Origin of the sequence: Lysinibacillus sp. OF-1 (assembly GCF_028356935.1) — a bacterium.
Classification (GTDB): Bacteria; Bacillota; Bacilli; order Bacillales_A; family Planococcaceae; genus Lysinibacillus; species Lysinibacillus fusiformis_D.
Genome location: NZ_CP102798.1, coordinates 2,077,283 through 2,097,185 on the forward strand (window position 1 = coordinate 2,077,283; position 19,903 = coordinate 2,097,185).

18 protein-coding genes and 2 pseudogenes are annotated in these 19,903 nt (G+C 33.4%); 17 read left to right on the forward strand and 3 right to left on the reverse strand.

Features of this window, described 5'->3' with window-relative positions; translation table 11 throughout:
- The first annotated feature begins 136 nt into the window (after window positions 1–136).
- The 12 genes and pseudogenes from rpmG to NV349_RS10120 all read left to right on the forward strand — a co-directional run bounded on the left by rpmG (window position 137) and on the right by NV349_RS10120 (window position 11,493).
- A pseudogene (gene rpmG / locus NV349_RS10065) lies at window positions 137–285 on the forward strand (50S ribosomal protein L33).
- 151 nt (window positions 286–436) lie between these two features.
- Window positions 437–580, forward strand: a pseudogene (locus NV349_RS10070) (GTP-binding protein); the annotation flags it as partial.
- Window positions 581–1,214: 634 nt separating this feature from the next.
- Complete coding sequence (gene nikA, locus NV349_RS10075) at window positions 1,215–2,816, forward strand: nickel ABC transporter substrate-binding protein (protein WP_036122534.1); 1,602 nt, start codon at window positions 1,215–1,217, stop codon at window positions 2,814–2,816.
- A gap of 5 nt (window positions 2,817–2,821) precedes the next feature.
- Window positions 2,822–3,760, forward strand: coding sequence for a nickel ABC transporter permease (nikB, locus tag NV349_RS10080; protein WP_089932227.1), 939 nt, complete (start codon window positions 2,822–2,824; stop codon window positions 3,758–3,760).
- On the forward strand, window positions 3,760–4,566 hold the full coding sequence (locus tag NV349_RS10085) for an ABC transporter permease (protein WP_036122528.1): 807 nt from the start codon (window positions 3,760–3,762) through the stop codon (window positions 4,564–4,566). The genes nikB and NV349_RS10085 overlap by 1 nt, the downstream gene beginning before the upstream one ends.
- 16 nt (window positions 4,567–4,582) lie before the next feature.
- Window positions 4,583–5,443 (forward strand): ABC transporter ATP-binding protein, encoded by an 861-nt coding sequence (locus NV349_RS10090; protein WP_271913262.1) that lies wholly within the window; start codon window positions 4,583–4,585, stop codon window positions 5,441–5,443.
- Window positions 5,440–6,255 carry an ABC transporter ATP-binding protein gene (locus NV349_RS10095; RefSeq protein ID WP_051891653.1) on the forward strand — a complete coding sequence of 272 codons (816 nt, stop codon included), beginning with the start codon at window positions 5,440–5,442 and terminating at the stop codon, window positions 6,253–6,255. Before NV349_RS10090 ends, NV349_RS10095 begins: the two co-directional genes overlap by 4 nt.
- A complete protein-coding gene (gene cntE, locus NV349_RS10100) occupies window positions 6,252–7,457 on the forward strand; it encodes a staphylopine family metallophore export MFS transporter CntE (protein WP_271913264.1) in 1,206 nt (401 codons plus the stop codon). Before NV349_RS10095 ends, cntE begins: the two co-directional genes overlap by 4 nt.
- Before the next feature lie 452 nt (window positions 7,458–7,909).
- Window positions 7,910–8,518 (forward strand): YpjP family protein, encoded by a 609-nt coding sequence (locus tag NV349_RS10105; RefSeq protein WP_036122522.1) that lies wholly within the window; start codon window positions 7,910–7,912, stop codon window positions 8,516–8,518.
- A 160-nt stretch (window positions 8,519–8,678) separates the two neighbouring features.
- The gene (locus NV349_RS10110; protein WP_058843111.1) at window positions 8,679–9,638 is read left to right on the forward strand and encodes a nuclease-related domain-containing protein; all 960 of its coding nucleotides are present in this window, start codon (window positions 8,679–8,681) and stop codon (window positions 9,636–9,638) included.
- Window positions 9,639–10,393: 755 nt separating this feature from the next.
- Window positions 10,394–10,801, forward strand: coding sequence for a hypothetical protein (locus tag NV349_RS10115; protein ID WP_058843112.1), 408 nt, complete (start codon window positions 10,394–10,396; stop codon window positions 10,799–10,801).
- Window positions 10,802–10,821: 20 nt separating this feature from the next.
- Window positions 10,822–11,493, forward strand: a complete 672-nt coding sequence (locus NV349_RS10120; protein WP_058843113.1) for a hypothetical protein — start codon at window positions 10,822–10,824, stop codon at window positions 11,491–11,493.
- A 900-nt stretch (window positions 11,494–12,393) separates the two neighbouring features.
- On the opposite strand, the gene NV349_RS10125 is transcribed toward NV349_RS10120, so the two are convergent.
- The 3 genes from NV349_RS10125 to NV349_RS10135 all read right to left on the reverse strand — a co-directional run bounded on the left by NV349_RS10125 (window position 12,394) and on the right by NV349_RS10135 (window position 14,970).
- Window positions 12,394–13,383, reverse strand: a complete 990-nt coding sequence (locus NV349_RS10125) for an alpha/beta fold hydrolase (RefSeq protein WP_271913266.1) — start codon at window positions 13,381–13,383, stop codon at window positions 12,394–12,396.
- Between the two features lie 189 nt (window positions 13,384–13,572).
- On the reverse strand, window positions 13,573–13,812 hold the full coding sequence (locus NV349_RS10130; RefSeq protein WP_271913267.1) for a hypothetical protein: 240 nt from the start codon (window positions 13,810–13,812) through the stop codon (window positions 13,573–13,575).
- 759 nt (window positions 13,813–14,571) lie between these two features.
- Complete coding sequence (locus NV349_RS10135; protein WP_089932219.1) at window positions 14,572–14,970, reverse strand: hypothetical protein; 399 nt, start codon at window positions 14,968–14,970, stop codon at window positions 14,572–14,574.
- 663 nt (window positions 14,971–15,633) lie between these two features.
- Between NV349_RS10135 and NV349_RS10140 the strand changes: the two genes are divergently transcribed.
- From NV349_RS10140 to NV349_RS10160, 5 genes are all read left to right on the forward strand, one after another.
- Window positions 15,634–16,527 (forward strand): TetR/AcrR family transcriptional regulator, encoded by an 894-nt coding sequence (locus NV349_RS10140; RefSeq protein ID WP_089932218.1) that lies wholly within the window; start codon window positions 15,634–15,636, stop codon window positions 16,525–16,527.
- Between the two features lie 133 nt (window positions 16,528–16,660).
- The gene (locus NV349_RS10145; RefSeq protein ID WP_271913268.1) at window positions 16,661–16,993 is read left to right on the forward strand and encodes a hypothetical protein; all 333 of its coding nucleotides are present in this window, start codon (window positions 16,661–16,663) and stop codon (window positions 16,991–16,993) included.
- A gap of 75 nt (window positions 16,994–17,068) precedes the next feature.
- Complete coding sequence (locus tag NV349_RS10150) at window positions 17,069–17,515, forward strand: HTH domain-containing protein (protein WP_089932217.1); 447 nt, start codon at window positions 17,069–17,071, stop codon at window positions 17,513–17,515.
- Between the two features lie 318 nt (window positions 17,516–17,833).
- Window positions 17,834–19,150: a spore germination protein gene (locus NV349_RS10155; RefSeq protein ID WP_271913269.1), complete on the forward strand. Its 1,317-nt coding sequence runs from the start codon at window positions 17,834–17,836 to the stop codon at window positions 19,148–19,150.
- Window positions 19,147–19,614: a GerAB/ArcD/ProY family transporter gene (locus tag NV349_RS10160; protein ID WP_271913270.1), complete on the forward strand. Its 468-nt coding sequence runs from the start codon at window positions 19,147–19,149 to the stop codon at window positions 19,612–19,614. The genes NV349_RS10155 and NV349_RS10160 overlap by 4 nt, the downstream gene beginning before the upstream one ends.
- The last annotated feature ends 289 nt before the right edge of the window (window positions 19,615–19,903 follow it).

Below are 19,903 nucleotides of genomic sequence, written 5' to 3' on the forward strand. Positions count from 1 at the left end.
AAATTAATAAGAAACATCTATCAATTCCAATAAGAATTGATAAATTTTATGAAATATGAAATTAGATCCCTTGACGAAGTAATTATAATGAACTGCCATTCAAAGCGTAATCATTACTAATTATGAAGTGTTAGAGATGAGAGTCAATATTACTTTAGCATGTACAGAAACAGGTGATAAAAATTGTATTACGACTAAAAATAAACGAAATAACCCAGAACGATTAGAATTAAAAAAGTATTCTCCCCGACTAAAACGTGTACGTTTCGCCGAGAAACTAAATAATAAAGTAAAAACGCTTTTAGAAAGATTCGTCAGTAATTTTCGAGTCTTCTAAAAGTGTTTTTAATTTAAAAAAATACTTGCAATATGATTAGAAATATGATTAACTAAAATATGTTTCAAATCGTAATGATTACTATTTATTGGTTTTAACATGGATAAAATCACAGTTACATCATTAAGTGGTTATTTAGGGGCTGGTAAAACAACAATACTTAATAATTTGTTATCGAATACAAAAGATTTAAAAATGGCAGTCATTGTAAATGATATGAGTGAAATTAACATTGATGCCGATTACTTTTAGATAGCATTCATCTTACTTTTATACCCCTCATATCATTAAGCTTTGGAATCGTGTGAGATCCATGTAGAATCCTCTGTTATTAAGACTATGAACTGCTTCCCATTGTAAAATACCCATTTTAAAATAGAGTAATTTTTCTATATTTACATTTAGCTTAATAGTGAAATAACAGTCTAAGAGAGGTACATAAAAAGATTATGAAATAGAAATAAAATAAAGTTCCCAGTAGTATTGCGAGAAATGTTATGAAGGAATTTGACCTAAAGGTAATACTTATTGAAAAGAGGCAGTCAAATCATGAATAGAAGATACTAATTGAAATGTCTAATGGGCCTATTTGTTTGTTTTTTGGAAGATTAATAAATGAAATACAGAAACATAAAGACTTTGGGTGTTTGGAGTAGAATGAAAATAAATAAAAAAATATTGATAATAGTAATCATTACTATTTATAATGGTGGAGCGACCTGTTCAAAGCGTAATCATTACTTTTTGTGAATTTGAAGGAAGGAGGAATAAATAACATTATTTATAAAAAGAAATCTGATTAGAAATTACTTCTTTTTGTGTGGATTGATTTTAGCATCAATTAAATGGAATAACGATGAATTTAAGGAGACTAAACATGTTAAAGAGAAAATATTTTTTATTTATCCCATTATTTGTTTTACTTTTTTTAGTAGCTTGTAGCGATGATACAGCACCCAATGCTGGTGAAGAAAGTAGTGTTAATAAAAATACATTGAAAATGTCTTGGCCGTCAGATATAGGAGAGGCGAACCCTCATTTATATTCACCAAACGAAATGTTTGCACAGGCGCTGCTATATGATCCATTAGTTGCTTATGGAAATGATGGGACAATATCTCCAGGATTAGCTGAGAATTGGGATATTTCTGAGGATGGTAAGGAATATACATTTCATTTGCGAGAAGGAGTAGTATATTCTGATGGTTCTATGTTAACAGCAGATAACGTTAAACGTAATTTTGAGACAGTTATCGGAAATAGTTTAGCGCATAGTTGGTTAGAGGTAGTAACAGTTATTGATGAAGTTGAAGTAATTGATGAGTTAACAATAAAGGTCTCATTAAAAGAATCATATTATCCGTTTTTACAGGAGTTGGCTTTAATTCGTCCATTACGTATGTTAGGTGACGCTGGATTTCCAGACAGTGGCAATACAGCAGATGGAATCAAGAAACCAATTGGTACAGGGCCATGGATTTTAAATGAAGCAGATGAAAATCATGCTGTATTTACGAGAAATGAAAATTATTGGGGAGAAAAACCCTCGATTGAAAAAGTAGAAGTGAAATATATTGCTGATTCACAGATGCGTATGATGGCTTTAGAAAATGGTGAAATTGATTTAATTTTCGGAAGTTCCCAACTTACTCCAATTGAGTTTACCACATTGAGACAGAATGACGAGTATTTGACTGAAGTTTCAGACCCTCTATCAACTCGTATATTATCTCTTAATACCACTTTTGGTGTAACTAAATATAAAGAGGTACGATTGGCGCTTCAACATGCACTAGATCGACAAACTATTATTGATCATATTTTAAGTGGTATGGAGCAAGAGGCACACTCTTTATTTTCACCAGGATTCCCATATAGTGATATTGAAATCGAAGAATATAATTTTGATGTAGAAAAATCTAAAAAAATTCTAGATAAAGCTGGCTGGATAGTTGATGGAAAAACTGGGATTCGTTCAAAGAATGGTGAAAAGCTTGAATTACTAATGGCTTACAATTCAAGCGACCAAATTCATAAAGCAATATACGAGTATTTACAAGGAGCTTGGAAAGAAGTTGGTGCGGATGTGAAATTGGTAGCCGAGGATAATCAAGTGTATTATGCGCGAACAAAAGCAGGTGAATACAACATAGTAATGAATGATACTTGGGGCGCACCTTATGATCCTCATATGTATATACGTACTATGACAGGAGAGCAACAAATTGGTAACTATTCCATTATGGGAACAGATTCGAGTGACAAACTTATAGAGGAAATTACACGTGTTATTAGATCTACAGATGTAACTGAGCGGGCTTCATTATATGAAAGTATAATTCAAACAATTCAGCAAGAGGCTATCTTTATGCCAATTTCATATAAGCAAAATTATCTTGTGGCAAATGATGTATTCAAAAAAATCAAATTCTCTCCTCAACAATTTGAGGTACCAATAAATTTATATGAGATGAAGTGATAATAATGGCAAAGTACTTTTTAAACCGCTTTTTTAGTATGACTATAGCAATGATTGGTTTAACGTTAATTGCATTTTCACTCATGCGTATTATGCCTGGTGATCCGATAGAGTCATATTATATGGCAAACCATATTCCAGTAACAGATGAAATACTAGAGCAAGCAAGAGAGGAGCAAGGGTTGGATAAGCCCTTGCTCACACAATATGTAACATGGCTTGGTGGAGTATTAAAATTAGACTTTGGAACTTCATATATGAATGGAAACGCAGTTAGTGAGGAATTATTGTCCTATTTTGGTGTTACAACTCAGTTGGCGCTCGTAGCTTTTCTATTAATATTAGTTATTTCTATTCCTCTTGGAATTTTTAGTGCAGTAAAAAAGGGCTCTGCTTTTGATAATCTAACAAGAATGACTATATTTTTCATTGCCTCGATGCCTAGTTTTTGGCTAGGTTTCGTTCTGATTTATGTTGTAGCTTTTAAGCTTAATCTTCTTCCACTTATGGGATGGGGAAATTTAGATGCAATCATTTTACCAGCATTAACTTTAGCTTTGGCCAATGTACCATTTTACATTCGTATGATTCGTACAAATATGATTGAGCAAATGGATAAGCCTTTTATAACGTTTGCACGTGCTAGAGGTATAAGTGAGTCAGTCATTATTCGTAAGCATATTTTTAAAGCTACATTGACACCATTTATAACTTCACTTGCGATGACATTAGGGGTACTTATTGGTGGGGCTGCAATAGTTGAAATTATTTTTTCTATACCCGGCATGGGCCGTTATATTGTTACTGCAATAACAGCGAGAGATTATAACGTAATGCAAGGTTTCATTATGATTATTGGTTTCTTCTACATTATCATTAATTTTTTAGCGGATATAATATGTGCGTTTATTGATCCGAGAATTCGATTAAAGGAGGAATTGTGATGAGAAAAAAATGGGCATTTTACTGTAGTACGTTTCTTGTAAGCATCCTATTTTTTGTTGCGATATTTGGGCCATTGCTTATGCCAAATGATCCTCATTTACCGAATATGGCCATGAAGCTACAAGGTTTTTCAATACAATATCCTCTTGGGACAGATCATTTAGGACGTTGCGTTTTATCAAGGTTAATCGAAGGTGCGAGAGTGTCGTTATTTGTTGCACTCATTGTACTACTAGTCACGCTACTAATTAGTATGGTCGTTGGTATAACTGCAGGCTATGTTGGAGGTTGGATTGATTTAGTCTTAATGCGTCTATGCGATATTTTGCTCGCAATTCCAAATTTTATTTTTGCGCTTATTATTGTTGGTGCACTTGGAGCAGGGATGGGAAATCTAGTAATTGCAATTGTCATTGTAATTTGGGTCGGCTTTGCACGAGTTATACGGAATATGGTTGTGAGTTTAAAAGAAACGAATTATGTGGTTTATGCCAAAATTTGCGGTGTCCCGACTTTGAAAATTATGTGGCGTCATATCGTACCGTTTGTATTTCCGCAAATGCTTCTACTAAAGCTAATCGGTTTAGGTTCAACGATATTAATGATTTCAGAGTTGTCTTTTTTAGGACTTGGGATAACGCCTCCAACAGCTGAATGGGGCATGATGATTAGTGAGAGTAAAACATACTTAATGATAAAACCTGAGTTAATGATCATTCCAGGTGTAATGCTTTCAATAACTGTATTAACTTTTAATGCATTTGGTGATTCGTTAAGAGATTTACTTAATCCAAAATCAGTGTGAGAAGAGGTGAAATAATATGTTAGAGATTAGAAATTTAACTGTATTTATCCATAATAAACAGGTGCTAAATCAAGTGAGCTTATCAGTTCCGAAAGGCAAGGTTGTTGGAATTATTGGGGAGAGTGGTAGCGGAAAATCTGTATTATGTTCGACGATTTTAAATCTTTACCGTAAAGAGCAATCTGCAAAGGGAAGTATTGAATTTGATGGAAAGAGTTTGCTTTCGATAGAGGAGAGAAAAATGCGTGAGGTGCGAGGAAAGGAAATTGGGCTCATTATGCAAAATCCAATGTCCATGTTTAATCCAATTGTGTCGATTGGTGGACATTTCATTGAAACGCTTCAAGCACATACAAAAATGTCTAAAAAGGAAGCAATTGAGAAAGCAAAGGAGCAGCTCGCACTTTTTCAATTAGGTAATGTAGAGATCTTAAACAAATATCCAAATGAACTAAGCGGAGGAATGCTTCAGCGTATCATGATTGCCATTGCAGCAAGCCTTGAGCCAAAGCTATTACTTGCTGATGAACCTACCACAGCACTAGATACTATGACACAACTTGAAATATTAAAGGAATTAAAAAAACTTCATGAGAAAACGGCAATGTCGATGTTGATTGTATCGCACGATTTAGGTGTTATTGCAAATTTAGCAGAAGAAATTGTTGTAATGAGAAGGGGGATTGTAGTTGAGCATGGTCCCACTACCCATATTTTATTGCATCCGATTCATCCTTACACTCAAACGCTTGTTGCAGCACGGGATGAGCATAGTAAGTTAGAAGTGCTTGCTGATAAGTATGAAGGTTCAGTATCAGGAGAGCTTGTCTTATATGATCAGAACCACTGGGTGAGAATGGAGGGGACAAACAGATGATCCAAGTACAGCAAGTATCTAAAAGCTATAGTCAATCACGATTTTTTAGGAAGAAAAATTCGATGGTAAAGGCAGTAGAAAATGTGTCGCTTAATATAAAAGAAGGCAGTTGCTTTACGTTGCTAGGACAAAGCGGTTCTGGAAAAAGTACGCTTGGTAAAATGATACTTGGAATTGAAAAGCCAGATGATGGTGTGATTTTATTTAATGGGATAAATGTACATAAAACAACTATAAATGAACGAAAACGATTGCAACAATCGTTACAAGTGGTATTTCAAGATTGTCATAGTGCAGTAAATCCTAAGCTCAAAATCAGAGACATTATTGTGGAACCAATACTAGTATATGAAAAGCTAGATATAAATCAAATAGAGGATCGTGTAGGAAAGTTACTAAAAATGGTTGGTCTGTCAGAAGAGGATATGATGAAATATCCTCAGCAATTCAGTGGTGGACAATTACAGCGAATTACAATTGCACGTGCGATTTCCACACAACCTCGATTGATTGTTTTAGATGAATCAGTAAATAGTTTGGATGTCTTGGTGCAAATTAGTATTTTAAAACTACTCAAACGATTACAGCACGAGTTAAAACTAACTTACTTTTTTATCACCCATGACATACATGTAGCTCGACTTTTGGCAGATGAAATCGCGATTATGCATAAAGGAAGAATTGTGGAACAACTACTGATAGATGAGTTAGAGAATGCAAAACATGTGGCCACAAAAGTATTATTGGATTCACAACTTAAAATCGATTCTATTCACCACCAATTGGACCTAAAAGAGGAGTTGGAATTATGAAAGTAAGTCCATTATCTTTTAGCATGCTACAAAACTACGGCTTGGCAATTTTTTATTTTACGGCTAATTCTGTATTAACTGTCATATTCCCTTTGCAGGCAGCTAATCACGGAATGAAAGAGGCAGAAATCGGTCTGATGATGGGAATTTATATGTTTGTTTGTATGGTGTTACGTCCATGGGCTGGTCAAATGGTATCAAAATACAGTGTCCATACAGTAATGAAATATTTATTACTAGGGCATGTAGCAGCACTCCTTTTGTATGTATCGTTTGGTGTTGAAAGTCTTTATGTTGTGCGCATTTTGCAAGGAATCGTGACGGCATTTTTCTCCATGTCGATGCAAATGGGTATCACGGAGACTTTACGAGATGAAGATAGAGGACAAGGTATGGCAATGTATTCTTTATCAAGTGTCATGCCAGGGTTATATGGACCAGCATTAGCAATGGTTATCTGGGTTCAAGGAGATGTATCTTGGCTATTAATTTTTATTACCTGCTTAGCTTTTGCACCTCTTATGTTTTTCATTAGATCACCATTACCGAAAGTAAAAAAAGAAAATGTATCGTTCACCTTGGAGGATATGAGAAAAGGAATGAAATTAGCTCGTGCGCATAAAGGGTTAATCGTTTCTTCGGGGGTAATGCTTATAGGTGCAAGTATATTTGGGGCAATCTCGACATTTTTACCTCTGTACTTTTTAACTACAAATACAGGGAATGTTGGGCTTTATTTATTTCTGCAGGCTCTAGTTGTTGTAGGGAGTAGATTTATTTTTAGAAAATATATTCCATCTGATGGAAAGTGGCATCCAGGTTTCATAACCCTTATATTGAGTAGCTCTATTATTGGGACAACGATGCTAGCGGCACTTCCTCTTATCGGATCGTTTGTCTATATTAGTGTTTTATTTAATGGAATAGCAGCAGCGATGTTATATCCTACATTAACCACATACATTTCTTTTGCAATTCCGGAGTCACATAAACATGTATTATTAGGGTTATTTTTAGCATCGTATGACTTAGGTTTTTCTTTAGGTGGGATGGTAATGGGTATTATCGTACAATTTGGTTCATATCCAATGATGTTTTCTGCATGTTCAGTAATTGGTTTATTGGCAATTATATATAATTTAACTGCTAGTGGAGAATATACTAACTTAGAACATTGTGATGCTTTTCAAAGGTCCAAGTAAAGAAGTCAATGAGAATGTCCAAAATACCTTCATTTTTAGCGTGACTTCGCTTCAACATCATTATATTTAATTTAAGATTGATTAGGAACTGATATTTTTTAGGATGGTTGAAAGAATGAATGATCAGATGGGTGCTATTTAAGGGCCATACCTAGTAAAGAAAAATGAAAAACCCCAAAAGCTGCATATAACAGGCTTTTGAGGGCTTTGTAGGGTACATATTACAAAATAAAAAAATTAGTCCGTGAAGCATAAAGATGATAAGTAACCTAACATTAATAAAAGACCAATACCCATTACGATGCTCATGATTTGTACCTCCTTTAAAAAACCGACACATTATTCATAAATATTGTACAATGAATTATAGAAATATGAAACCTTTTAATGGCGAGAACGTATATAATAATAGGAGAATTACCAATTTGTACATAAAGAGTAGGTGACAAAAAATGAAAACGTGGGTTAAAAAAAGTATAGTTATCATGGTTGCGTTTTTAACATTTGGTTTAATAACGCCTACACATGAAATTTGGGAAGCATTTGATCACAATCCTTCGAACCGTGCATCCATCGGCCCTGAACCGAGGACAAGCACTGCTGTTGCTGCTGAGCATGATGATTATCAAGACGAACAGATACAAATTCAAGAAGAAGAGATCGATTATAATGCCTTACTCCTAGATGCAGCAAGAGAGCAATCGTACATAAAATTTGGCACAAAAGTCGGTCCGAAAATTAGCAATGAATTCGACAGCATCATCTTCCCAAAAATGGAGGAAGCAATTGCGATGACAGTGGCTAATCTTGGCGATCAAAGCGCTGCATCATTAACAATCTCTGAAAAGCCAAGTGGTCATTATGGTGAAAAAATTTTCAATGTCATTAACAATGAAACCGGAGCAGATGTAATCCGTTTCCATGTGCGTACAGAAAAAAGACCACAGGAAGGCTACTACTATAACTTCCACTATCACAGTGCCGAGGACGAATTCATGGTACACCACAACCTTGGCGATATCTATTGGGAAAAAAACACACCACCGAAGTGGTTGTCATAAAAGATGTGAAACACTCGTTTACAATGCGAGTGTTTTTTTTATTATTTTAAAATTTAATAGTTATATATTTAAACAATAAAACTATTTATTTTTTGGAAAATGTTGAAAACAAATCCATATTATATTAATATAGCTTTAATAGTTATTTAGGAGGAGTAATATGGATAGTACAAATTTAATGGCCTTGTTTGTTTTTTGTATACTTATAATAATAATTTTTATACAGTATAAGAAAATTTCAAAAATAAATAAGATATATTCCCTTAGTAATCAAGAGACAACAGCAACTATGATTGATTTTAAAAATGAAATAGAAAAGAAAACCATTATTATTGATAAGAAAGAAGAATTTATTTCAAATCAAAGTAATCAAATGCAAATACTTAAACGAAAATATGAAGATGAAATTAGAGATTTAAAGAGTTATTACAAAGGCATCGAGGGACAGTTAAGAAATTTCGGTGAGATTAATACTCATAAAATTTTGGTTGATTTAAAAAGAGAATTGGTAAAAAATAGTGAAATAAAGCCTGATCAGATGCTTATATTGTCAAATGTTTTTGTGCCTTATAGAGACAAATATGGTAAATTAGTAAGCAGGCAAATTGACCATTTATTATTAATGAGTAGTGGAGTATTTATTATTGAATCAAAATATTGGCAAGGAAATATAATGTATGGCGTTTCGAAAAGTAAAGCAAAGGAGTTCAGTTTTATCCTTGATAAGTTGTATCCGAAAAATAAAATGAATGATGAAGCAACAATTATTTTTACGGAAAATTTTGAAACGAATTCAGAAAATGGTAATAAGTCTACTGAGAGTTTGAAAGTACTTTCTTATGGGGATCCATCAAATCAAGTTAAGGGTGCTGCAGCTGTTTTAAATCAACTATTTAGAGATCATGGAGAAAATATTTTTGTTACGCCAGTTTTATTTTTTAATAACTCGAAGAAGAAATTCATGAATTACTCGTCTAATAAAGAACCTTTTGTTTCTGAAGACGAAAAATCATTGCGCAAATTTTTAATAGATAAAATTAAGAATAAAAATGATTTCAGTGTAGAGCAATTAAGGAAAATGGAAAAGATTGTTAAAGATGTAAATTATCTAAACAATTGAATAACAGAAATAGAGACGCGTAATTTTACGTGTCTTTTTATTATTTATAGAAAGAAGGTGACCACATGTAAAATATTCCTTTAAGACTTTCCTTACAATCGCTTAGACCAAGCCCATATTTAGGCATCGAGAAATTGAGTTAGATGAAAACGGCAAGCATACGGAGAACTGAAGCATTAAAGCCTTGTCTCTAAAAACTTTCATGTCTCAGCGCTTTATTTATCCATTCTGTAGGAAGGAAGATTAAAATATATAATTTTACAATTAAAATATTTCGGGATATAACAAGAGAAAGAGTCGATGTTGTAAAAATTGTATCAGGTTTTATGGGCGGTGCAGTAAAGGTTTATGAACGGAAGGGGACAGTATTTATTCATAATGAAAATAAAAAGTCCAGCTCTGCTTATATAGCCAAGTTGATTTTTAACATAAAAATATAGAATAATCAATAATCTATTTTGTGAACATTTTGACGAAGGAAATGGACATTTTCTGAAAGGAATGTCAATGATTAAAGTCGTATTTGATGCTTTTTTACTGTACTGAAATAATTGTAACGCCATAATGTGGCGGTATAATGGCGTGATTTGGCGTTGTTAAAGCTAGAGATCACAAAAAATGGCGGTCATCTTATAAAAAAGTGGCGTGAATTCATGATTGAAAATTAATTTTTAATAATGATAGGATAAATATACCTCGAGGTAATTAAATTCTATAGAAGTAGTGTAAATCTTGTATAAATTAGGAGTGTGGATATGATTGATTATTTTGAAAGAATACTAAGATTTAAAGACATGGAAGTATGGGATGTTAAGTTTGGTAAAGATGTTTATCGATTATTTATAATTGATGAAAATCGAGCTTCTGAAATAAAAGATCAAAACCTATCTCCTAATGATATTTTTTTTGAAGATGATTTAAGGAAAAATTTGATTACCGTTAATGTTTATTCTAAACATCCTGTAAAAAAAGAACATATTGAACCGATTGATCAATTTTCTAAACAACTTACAGACCATGTTGCATTAGCATATTGTCAAGTAGTAGTCACATTTTATACAGGTATTGTTGAAAATGTTTTTAAGACGGTTTTACAAGAGAAATACAACTTAGACTTTGACGAAATTCCTATACAAAAATTATTACATTTAAATCAAGACTAATACAAAAAGGAGCGTTTATTTTGAAAAAGATAATAGCCACATTGATGATATTGGTGCTTACAATATCTATGCTACCTTTATCACCAAATAAAGTAAAAGCAGCAGAAATCGAGACAGAGAAAATGGATATACCTCAAGAAGTATTGAATAGTTTACCAGAAGAGATTCAATCGATGTTGAGTGGTGAAAAGATAACAAAAGAACAATATGAGCTATATTTAGAGCTTGTTGAAAAAGAGAAAAATGAAGAAGATACTAGTTCTTCGGTAGGGATAACACCTTTGGCTTCAAATGTTAATCCTGCAAATTGTCAATATGATTTAGGAAGTAGTTACTGTTTCAGAATTGATCCACAAAATTCTTCAACAGGAGAACCATATCATATACATATTTATAAAAAGAAAGTACACATCTACTGTATGAGATTAGATAATTTTAAAGAATGTGATAAAAACAAAAACGAGGTTCATAAGTTTGATGACTTACCAACTGTAGTTAAAGAAGGTGTTATGGCAAATAAAAAAGTACAAGAACGAGTAAAGGTTTATAACCCTGATGCGCAAAAGTGGTCAGATAGTATACCATTTATAAAAACTTTAGCTATATCAGTAATTGTAGTAGCTTTAGTAGTTACACCTATACCAGGTGATGAGTATGTAGCTTGGGCATATTTTTTAAGAGCTATAGCATAGCAAAATTTTATATGTAAGGTTCAAGAATATTAGATAGCAATCAAAAAATTATAAGAATTGAGAAAAGTACTCCAAAGCGAGCAGATTATTGAAAGATAATCGTCGCATTTGGTGTGCTTTTTTTTGTTGCGAAAATTAAGGAAATGTAGAGAAAAGAAGCAGCTGTTTTGTGTGGCTACTTAAAAATAGAGAAGATTTAACTATATTGGGTATTGGTCTAGATTCGTCGTGATTGTATATGAAAAATGTAATATTGTGATTTTCTAATTTCATAAATTGTATATAGTTCTGAAAGGATATCGTAATCTAATCGCTCTTTTTCAAGCTCTGTTAATTGAGAGAAAATTGTTTGTTTTAACTCGTTGTTGAAAGAAAAATCAAGCCCTAGTTCTGCACTTGAAAGTGTAGTTGCTAACTCACCTTCATATAATCAAAGTTCTTTAAGACTACTGTAATAAATTCTGTAAATATTTTCTCATCAAAGGTGAAGAGATATTATTGGATAATAATTTTTTAATTAATATTTTAAGGTTGAAAAGAAGATTAAAAATTAAGGTTAGTAAAGAAATTCAGGGATTAGGTTACTTACAATTATCCAATAAGATGGAATAATTGGAAATGCTATCTCAATAGTGGAAAACCAACAACTCTCCTAATATGAATGATTCCAAAGATTAATGCTAATGAACACTCTGAGGAAATGGTTTCATCAAATCAAAAAAAACAGACCCTGTAGAAATGGTTACAGGGCCAAAAACGGCACAGTATGGAACTTACCTAAGGCAGCGGGTAGTGTAGGTGATTCGAATATACAGGAGGCTAATAGACCGTGTATAGATAACGTAATTGAGAGATCAGCTAGCTACAAATAAACTTTCATTTTTAAAATTATCTACTGCCTTACTTTACTTCTTCGATAAATGCTCTGAAGTTTTCAGCGATTTCTTTTGATTTGGTATGATGTAAATAATGTGTTCCTTGAAATGTCATCACTTTTCCATGTACAGAATCCTTTATTTGTTCTTCATGTAGTGTTGACCATCCTTCAATTGCAGTACTATTCGGTTGTAAAAAGAAAATAACAGGAAGGTTTTTTGGGAATGTTAAATTTTCAACTGCTTTAAAATTAGGAAACCTATTTTCTATTTCATTCACAATGGTAGGATTTCTAAAGTTTTTGTAAGAAAGAATTCTCATTTGTTCTTTTGTTTCATCATCAACTGGTAGTGTAGCATATGGGTCAGCACTTAGTTTCATTATCAATCTGCCTAAACCTGATTCTTTGAGTAGTGTAATTACTGAAGAAGGTATTGGAGATTCAACAACCTTATCACCATATTGCCTTGGAACACTGCTATCGATCCCGACAAATGCACTTACTTCTTGTTCATATTTATTCACATAATCTAGTCCGTAAATGCCCGCAATGGAGTGACCCATTAGAATATAGCGGTCAATTTTAAGAATCTGTAAAGCTTCGTGGATTTCACTTACAATATTTTCTGTACTCCGCTCTTTTTCGGTTATATCACTTAATCCATAACCAAAAGGCTCAATCACTACAACTTTGTAAAATGGCGATAACTCTTCTACTAGCGGTTTAAAATCAAGTGCTGGTGTTCCTGTCCCCAAACCTGGTAGTAGCACGACTGTTTCTGTGCCTTGTCCCTGAATCAAAACATTCATATTTTTCCCATCTACTGTTACATACTGACCATAAGGTTTTATTTTTCCAGCTTCTAATTTACTACTGATCTTATCAATGACAAAAACAATGGCTATAAAAACGACAATTATTATAACTAATGCTGCTAAAATTTTAAGTAAAATGATCAGCATTATTTTCATCTTATTAGCTGTTTTTTTGCCTGTTGTTGTGTTCAAGTCCATTTTTTCACCTCTCGTATTTTCATTCTATCGTTTTGGCTACCTTTAAGAGCCCTAAGGAAAGCCTAAACGACGAAGATGTACTCACAGTGACAACAATATGAACGGAGTATGAACAAGTGAAAGAAATTGTGTAGTACTAGGAGAATAAGAGTGCAGTGATATAAATAGTAGATGAAAAAGGAAATAGACTTAATCGTCTATTTCCTCCTGCAAGGCCCGCCAGTTCATTTTATATTTCGCTTTAGGGATACCATGATACTGCTCATAACGACATATCCTACAGGAACAGTGAACCTTTCCTTTACTTAATGTTCCGCGTACAGGCAGAGACTCATCTTCCATTTGAAAGACAGTTTTTAAAATCGTTAACTTTTTTTGGATGATTCTCGTTCGTTGATGGCGAGTGTAAGATTTGGAACGGTTTTTCATGTACATCAGCTCCCTTGAGAAACCCGAGCTTGCAAGAAGCGTCAAGGGATGTTAAAGCACTCCCTACAAGCTCGGTATTGAGCCGATATACTGATTTAATTGATTCATTTCATAATTCCTTTCATGATTTACCTGATGATAGTATTGCATAATAGATCAAAAGAAAAAAGTATTACTTATGAAATTTACTGGACACTTTTTATCTTATCAAGGCCTAATTTTTCTATCTTTTGAAAATTAATTCTTGATAGTCCTCCAAATGTTCAGTAATGGATTAAACTACTATATGAATTTTGAGCGTCTAATTTGTAATAACAGTATACTTAGTCTTCATCTGGTTTGAGAATTAGTGTAAACGGAGGGGGAGGGAGGTTTACTTTAAATGCTGCATCATACCTAATGTTTAAATTCGGTTGAAGCTGCCTCTGTTGGAATTGCTAATGCTTAAGGTTTGCTAGCTGAATTTCAGGTTTGGCTACTTTAAATCAAGACACTTCACCACAATTTTTGCAAAACAACAAAATAAGTGGGGAGCCTGAAGCAATTAAAGATCTTACAGGTCTAACATTTCTATCGCAAGATAATTTTCATGACCAAGCTGACCAGTTGCAAAAGAGTTACTACTACAAGCTCTACAGACTAATTTATTATTTTCCATAATATCATCTCATTGTGTAGTAGATGTAAATAATAACGTGAAAAAAGCTATAGCTTTTGCAAAGGCTACAGCTTGAAGTCTTACAAACTCATCGCATTCTCCTAACTTTCAAAACTACCTAAAACCATAAAATCTACAATAACGCCACTTACTGGATTTTCTGAACCTAATACACTAATTCCTAATACTGTGACACCACTAATATTTGTAATATTAGCAGAGACATATTTTCCAGTACTATTCTTTTCTCTCATTTGAACTCTTGGTCTTGCATTGATCGATGAATTTGTAGAATATACACTTGCCACGGCATAGTTAATCGTTGATAATAGTGGATTGCCATTAGCTAATGCATTGTCTGTAAAATAAAACGTAGCTATACCATTTGCGTCTGATGTAGCTTGCCCATAAACAATGCGCCTTTCTTTTTTGGGATTCGACTCTCCCGCTTTAAACACATGCAATAATGTTGGTGCTAGTGTGATGAATTCAATACTCATAGCCTTACCCCTTGTTATATTTTGGCATTATTACTATACTATGAATTTTTTATTCGTTTATTACTTCTTCACTGTCCTTGATGATTCTTGTTTAGAGAGGAAGTTGAAAGAAATGATTGAGTGAACTACTTTGAACAGAATGTGCATTTAAAAATATTTAGTATTACAGGTGGTGAGCCAATGATGAGTAAAAAATCTGTCTAAAATTAAAAAGCTGTAGCGTTGTTACACGCTACAGCTCAAATCGGTTAATGCTCTTTGTTGGTTTAGTCATATAGCATTATAACATACTGGAGAGCAAAATGGTGTTAAAAGGATAACAGGTAGCTACTACAGATCATTTATGGGTGATAATAGTAGCTATATTCATGAAAGATAGCCATGTACGAAATCAAGAGGGATGCAAGTAATCAAGTGTTAATTACAGCAGCTTATTTAGTAGTCAAAATTATAAAATGAAGGCATACGAGCAAGCGATTGCAGAGTACAAAAGATGCATCCATGATCCCACTTATGCAACTCATACTGTTAGTCAGTTCCTTGATTTCGCAGATTGTCTCCTAGTAGCATTCATGTTAGAGCTTATGCTAGATTTTGAGAAATTTTGTTTTACTAGTATAATTGGAATATATTCGTTATTGTGTTTTGAGATGGGAGAAATGTATGAAAGATCGTAAGCAAGTGGTCATCGAAGCAACATTGCAATTATTTACTGAAAAAGGGTATCAGCACACATCGGTTCAAGATATTTTAGATAAAGCCAATATTTCAAAGGGGACATTTTATAACTATTTTTCATCCAAAAATGAATGTCTTTCAGCTGTGCTCGAACAAAATCGTCTAGAAAGAAATGTTTTAAAAGAGGAAATTCTAGTCGGCAAGAAAATAGATGATATAGAAGTTTTAGTTGAACAATTAATCGCTTCCTTAAGGATTAAAGAAAAATATAACTTAATGCCTTTATTTCGAGAAATCTCTTTTTTGCATGATGAAGAGTTGCAAAAAATTCTTGCTGAACACCGTTTTTATGAAATCACATGGCTAAAAAATAGATTTTATGATATTTATGGGGAGGATGGAAAGCCCTATTATTATGAGTGTGCAATCATATTTTTTGGTACGTTCCAGTATATATCCTTTTATTGGAATTTAGCAACCAAGACAACAATTGATATAAAAAAGGTAGTCTACAGATCGATAAAGTATGTAGAAAGTTTTCTTCCAGAAATGATTGAGAGTGGAGAAATATTATTAGAGCCAAATGATATGTATTTGCTTGAAATGGATTCAGCGTACAAGCCGATCACAAACGATCAAATTCAAAAGAAACTAGAACTGTTTTATAAAAAAATATCGACGGTTGAGCTTCAGCAAAAATCAACGGAACTAACGACGTTGCTTTTGGATGAAATGAGTAGAGAAAAGCCGCGCATAAGCGTTTTAGAACTCATTATCCAACCATTTCGTAGTTCTTTTTCTGACACAATTTATAAATATGAAGCGGAAGAAATCGCTAATCTTTGCTGGCTTTATATGAAAAGTCCAAACAAAGCATAATGACCAGACCAGCTTTTTCTCATAAAGTTGGTCTTTTTCGTCTATCCATGGCCAAATTAATAGGGCGTTGCAATTACTAATTCAGGAAATATTATTTGCATTTTACATTACAGCTTTATGTAGAAAGGTCGTGATGAAAGTAAGGGGATTATGGTTAACCACAATAAAAGTATTGTTAGAATTAATAAGAATTGTTTTGATTTTTCTCATTTTTGGATGCTTGCTGTGGGGAGGCGTAAGGCTTATTTATACTACTTTACGAATAAATGTCGATGGTACTTACGGAGGCTGGCTAGGAGGAATCGCCATATATTTTTTATTGTTTGTCCTCTATCGTAATAAACTACAATTTTCAGGTTTTTATGATGGCCCAAAGCAACAAAAACTACCTAGAAAAATAACTTACATTTTAGTTATTGGCTCTATTTTTCTATTAATACTTCCGCTGTTGCTCTCGATTAAATAGCGTCTTGATTTTATGCGTTGCCCCACTTTTACGTGGTATATAATGGATATGACTAAAAGTAAAGGAGTTAGGACGATGCCAGAATTTAAGAAGAGGGCAGAAGTATCTTTTGTCACGAATATATCCCGATTTGATTACCTGAAAGAACAACTACAAGAAGTAGTTGAAAAATTTAATTTCAATCATCTTCAGCTTTCCAAAATAGTTGATTTACCGATAAATGAGCTGGAAAGTTTGCTAAATGGTAAGGGGAATATTACGACTGACCAGCAGGAAATAATAGAGCATAAATTAGCCAAGTTATGTTTTGGTTTTCAAGGTTTTGATGCAAAAGAAAGAGCAACATTGCTCTTGAATGATCTCGTTAAGGATTACATGTTTTCAACAGCAAGTATCGCAAAAATAATTCATGTAGAAGAAAAGGAACTCAACGATTTTAGACAAGCACAAGTAATGGATAGAGAGGCAGAATTGAAAATATGTGTGAATGTGATTCTGCTACATTTTGTTTTACATAACTAATAAGCCCACATCGCCTTTACACGGGAATTGCCAGAAGAGATATAGAAGGATATTATTATCCATTTCATTATGACGAAATGCAAAATGGTGTATTGACAGACAAACTTTGTATACAGATTAGCGGATGATATTTATAGATCGAAATCCTACCCGTTAGTCTCGCGATGACAACCACTCCTTGAAGAGTGGTTTTTTGTTGTTTCCGACATAATAGTTATAGGCGCTTTCTGTATATTGAATGTAGACATAAGTTTTTGTATAAAAATATCGTTTAACTCTCAAAATAAAAGAAAATTTGATTGATCGTGGGGTACTCTAATGGAGAATATGATGATGGAACTGAGCTCTAAGTTTGCAGATCATGATGATTTTTTCGTGGAGGAGGAGCTAATAGATCAAACAACCATCTATCTTATGGGATTTAAAACATTGATTGATTTTGCCAAGTCCAATCTATACATTCGGCAAATGGCTGCTTCATCTGCCTCAGTAGGGGAGCTTTTTACAAACCTTAGTGATCAACTTGATATGGATATTGAACAAATTGTCAATGCTGTGTTGGAGGGAAAATTGATCGTCTTATCTCAAGGAGGACGCCAAAATGCGATAGTTGATCCTATTTCCATCAATTTAACAAGAAGTATTGAAGAACCGAAAAATGAAAGCCCTATTCAAGCTTCTATGGATGCATTTGTTGAAGATATTCATGTAAATGTTGGACTTATTCGAAAAAGGCTAAAAACGGCAAGGCTCTCTCATTGTACCTTTCAAGTGGGTGAGCTAGAAAAACGTAATTTGTCCATGTTATATATCAATGGAAGAGCATCAAGTGATCTTATTGAAAAAGTCAATCAGCAGTTAAAAGAAATTGACACGGATATTGAATCCATTGATGATTTGAACAAGCATTTTGGTGTTCGGAGAGGGAGTCCTGTTAGTCATTTTTTCCCGACAGAAGTGCCGATACAAGCCATTCATGCATTAAAAAAGAATAGAATTGTCCTTTTTTTAGATAATTACCCTTTCGCCCTAGTTTTTCCACATCTATTGCCAGACATGTTTAGTATTGTGAATGATCGAAACTTCCCGTATGTGCTATCAGTTATGCTTCGCGTTCTTCGGGTCGTAGGCGCTATACTGACGCTAATTCTGCCTGCATTGTATGTCGCGTTAGTATCTGTCAATCCTGAGATATTCAAATTTGATCTTGCATTATTTGTGGCAAAAAGCAGAGAAGGGATTCCTGTTCCTGCTTTGCTTGAAACGATTATCATGGTCGTATTAATTGATTTAATATTGGAAGCGATTGTAAGACTGCCGAAAAGTATTGGACCGACCATTTCAATGGTAGGAGGCGTTATATTAGGCCAAGCAATGGTTGAAGCGAAATTAGTCAGTACCTTATTAGTAATTGTCATTACAGCCATTGTTATTTCAAGCTCGGTCGTAGCAGGTATTCAAAATTCGTTATACATTCGTTTATTAAAATATCCTATTTTAATTTTAGCATCTATTTTCGGCATTCTTGGTATATTTACTGGTTTAGCACTTACTGGCATTTATTTGGCGAGTTTAACTTCATTTAATATTCCGTATACGACATTTCGCTTGAAAAGAGAAGGAGATACTAAGTGACCCATAGGTTTCAAATTGGTATAGTTTTTTTTATTATCCATTTAAGCTTTGGTTTTCTGCTTTACCCTGATCTCATCTATTCGTTGACAGATGCGGGGCATTGGTTAGTCATTTTGTGTCAGGGTGTATTGCAATTAATGTTAATTTCACTCTACATTAAAGGTTTGAATTTTTTTCCTAATCAAGATATTATTGATATTTATTTGAAAATGGGACGGTTGGTTGCATGCATCATCCTGCTACCATTTGTCCTGAATTTAACGGTACTTGTTGCGCTTAATATCCGTACCTATACAGAGGTAATTAATTCTTTATTTTTATTACGAACACCGCATTGGCCAATAGCCTTATTGCTTTATTTTATATCGGCTTATACGGCAACAAAAGGCTTAGGGACAATATTGCGATCTTCCGTATTTATTTTTTTTGGGTCTTCGGATTTTATAGTGGAATTATCTTTTTAAAGTTTAAAAATAATTAGTGTTCAAATCGGAATATCTGGTGGAATACTAAGTGTCATAAATGTATCAATTAAATACGAGAGATACGTGAGAAAGTTAAAATAGTCTAACGAACAAGAGCTAAGAAAATTTATGGCACAATACATGGAAAAAGTGTGTGACATACTGGAAAACAGACCTTATTGTTATGACTTATACTGTATCGAGGTATTCGAATTATTGTATTTGTACCTATGTAGCAGATAAATTAAAGGACAGTCATTAATATAAGATATAGGAATTGACAACAATA

Excerpts from the sequence above, each read along its gene's own strand:
- nikA (WP_036122534.1), top strand. The coding sequence starts at position 1,215 with ATGTTAAAGAGAAAATATTTTTTATTTATCCCATTATTTGTTTTACTT.
- nikB (WP_089932227.1), top strand. The coding sequence starts at position 2,822 with ATGGCAAAGTACTTTTTAAACCGCTTTTTTAGTATGACTATAGCAATG.
- NV349_RS10085 (WP_036122528.1), top strand. The coding sequence starts at position 3,760 with ATGAGAAAAAAATGGGCATTTTACTGTAGTACGTTTCTTGTAAGCATC.
- NV349_RS10090 (WP_271913262.1), top strand. The coding sequence starts at position 4,583 with ATGTTAGAGATTAGAAATTTAACTGTATTTATCCATAATAAACAGGTG.
- NV349_RS10095 (WP_051891653.1), top strand. The coding sequence starts at position 5,440 with ATGATCCAAGTACAGCAAGTATCTAAAAGCTATAGTCAATCACGATTT.
- cntE (WP_271913264.1), top strand. The coding sequence starts at position 6,252 with ATGAAAGTAAGTCCATTATCTTTTAGCATGCTACAAAACTACGGCTTG.
- NV349_RS10105 (WP_036122522.1), top strand. The coding sequence starts at position 7,910 with ATGAAAACGTGGGTTAAAAAAAGTATAGTTATCATGGTTGCGTTTTTA.
- NV349_RS10110 (WP_058843111.1), top strand. The coding sequence starts at position 8,679 with ATGGATAGTACAAATTTAATGGCCTTGTTTGTTTTTTGTATACTTATA.
- NV349_RS10115 (WP_058843112.1), top strand. The coding sequence starts at position 10,394 with ATGATTGATTATTTTGAAAGAATACTAAGATTTAAAGACATGGAAGTA.
- NV349_RS10125 (WP_271913266.1), bottom strand. The coding sequence starts at position 13,383 with ATGGACTTGAACACAACAACAGGCAAAAAAACAGCTAATAAGATGAAA.
- NV349_RS10130 (WP_271913267.1), bottom strand. The coding sequence starts at position 13,812 with ATGAAAAACCGTTCCAAATCTTACACTCGCCATCAACGAACGAGAATC.
- NV349_RS10135 (WP_089932219.1), bottom strand. The coding sequence starts at position 14,970 with ATGAGTATTGAATTCATCACACTAGCACCAACATTATTGCATGTGTTT.
- NV349_RS10140 (WP_089932218.1), top strand. The coding sequence starts at position 15,634 with ATGAAAGATCGTAAGCAAGTGGTCATCGAAGCAACATTGCAATTATTT.
- NV349_RS10145 (WP_271913268.1), top strand. The coding sequence starts at position 16,661 with ATGAAAGTAAGGGGATTATGGTTAACCACAATAAAAGTATTGTTAGAA.
- NV349_RS10150 (WP_089932217.1), top strand. The coding sequence starts at position 17,069 with ATGCCAGAATTTAAGAAGAGGGCAGAAGTATCTTTTGTCACGAATATA.
- NV349_RS10155 (WP_271913269.1), top strand. The coding sequence starts at position 17,834 with ATGGAGAATATGATGATGGAACTGAGCTCTAAGTTTGCAGATCATGAT.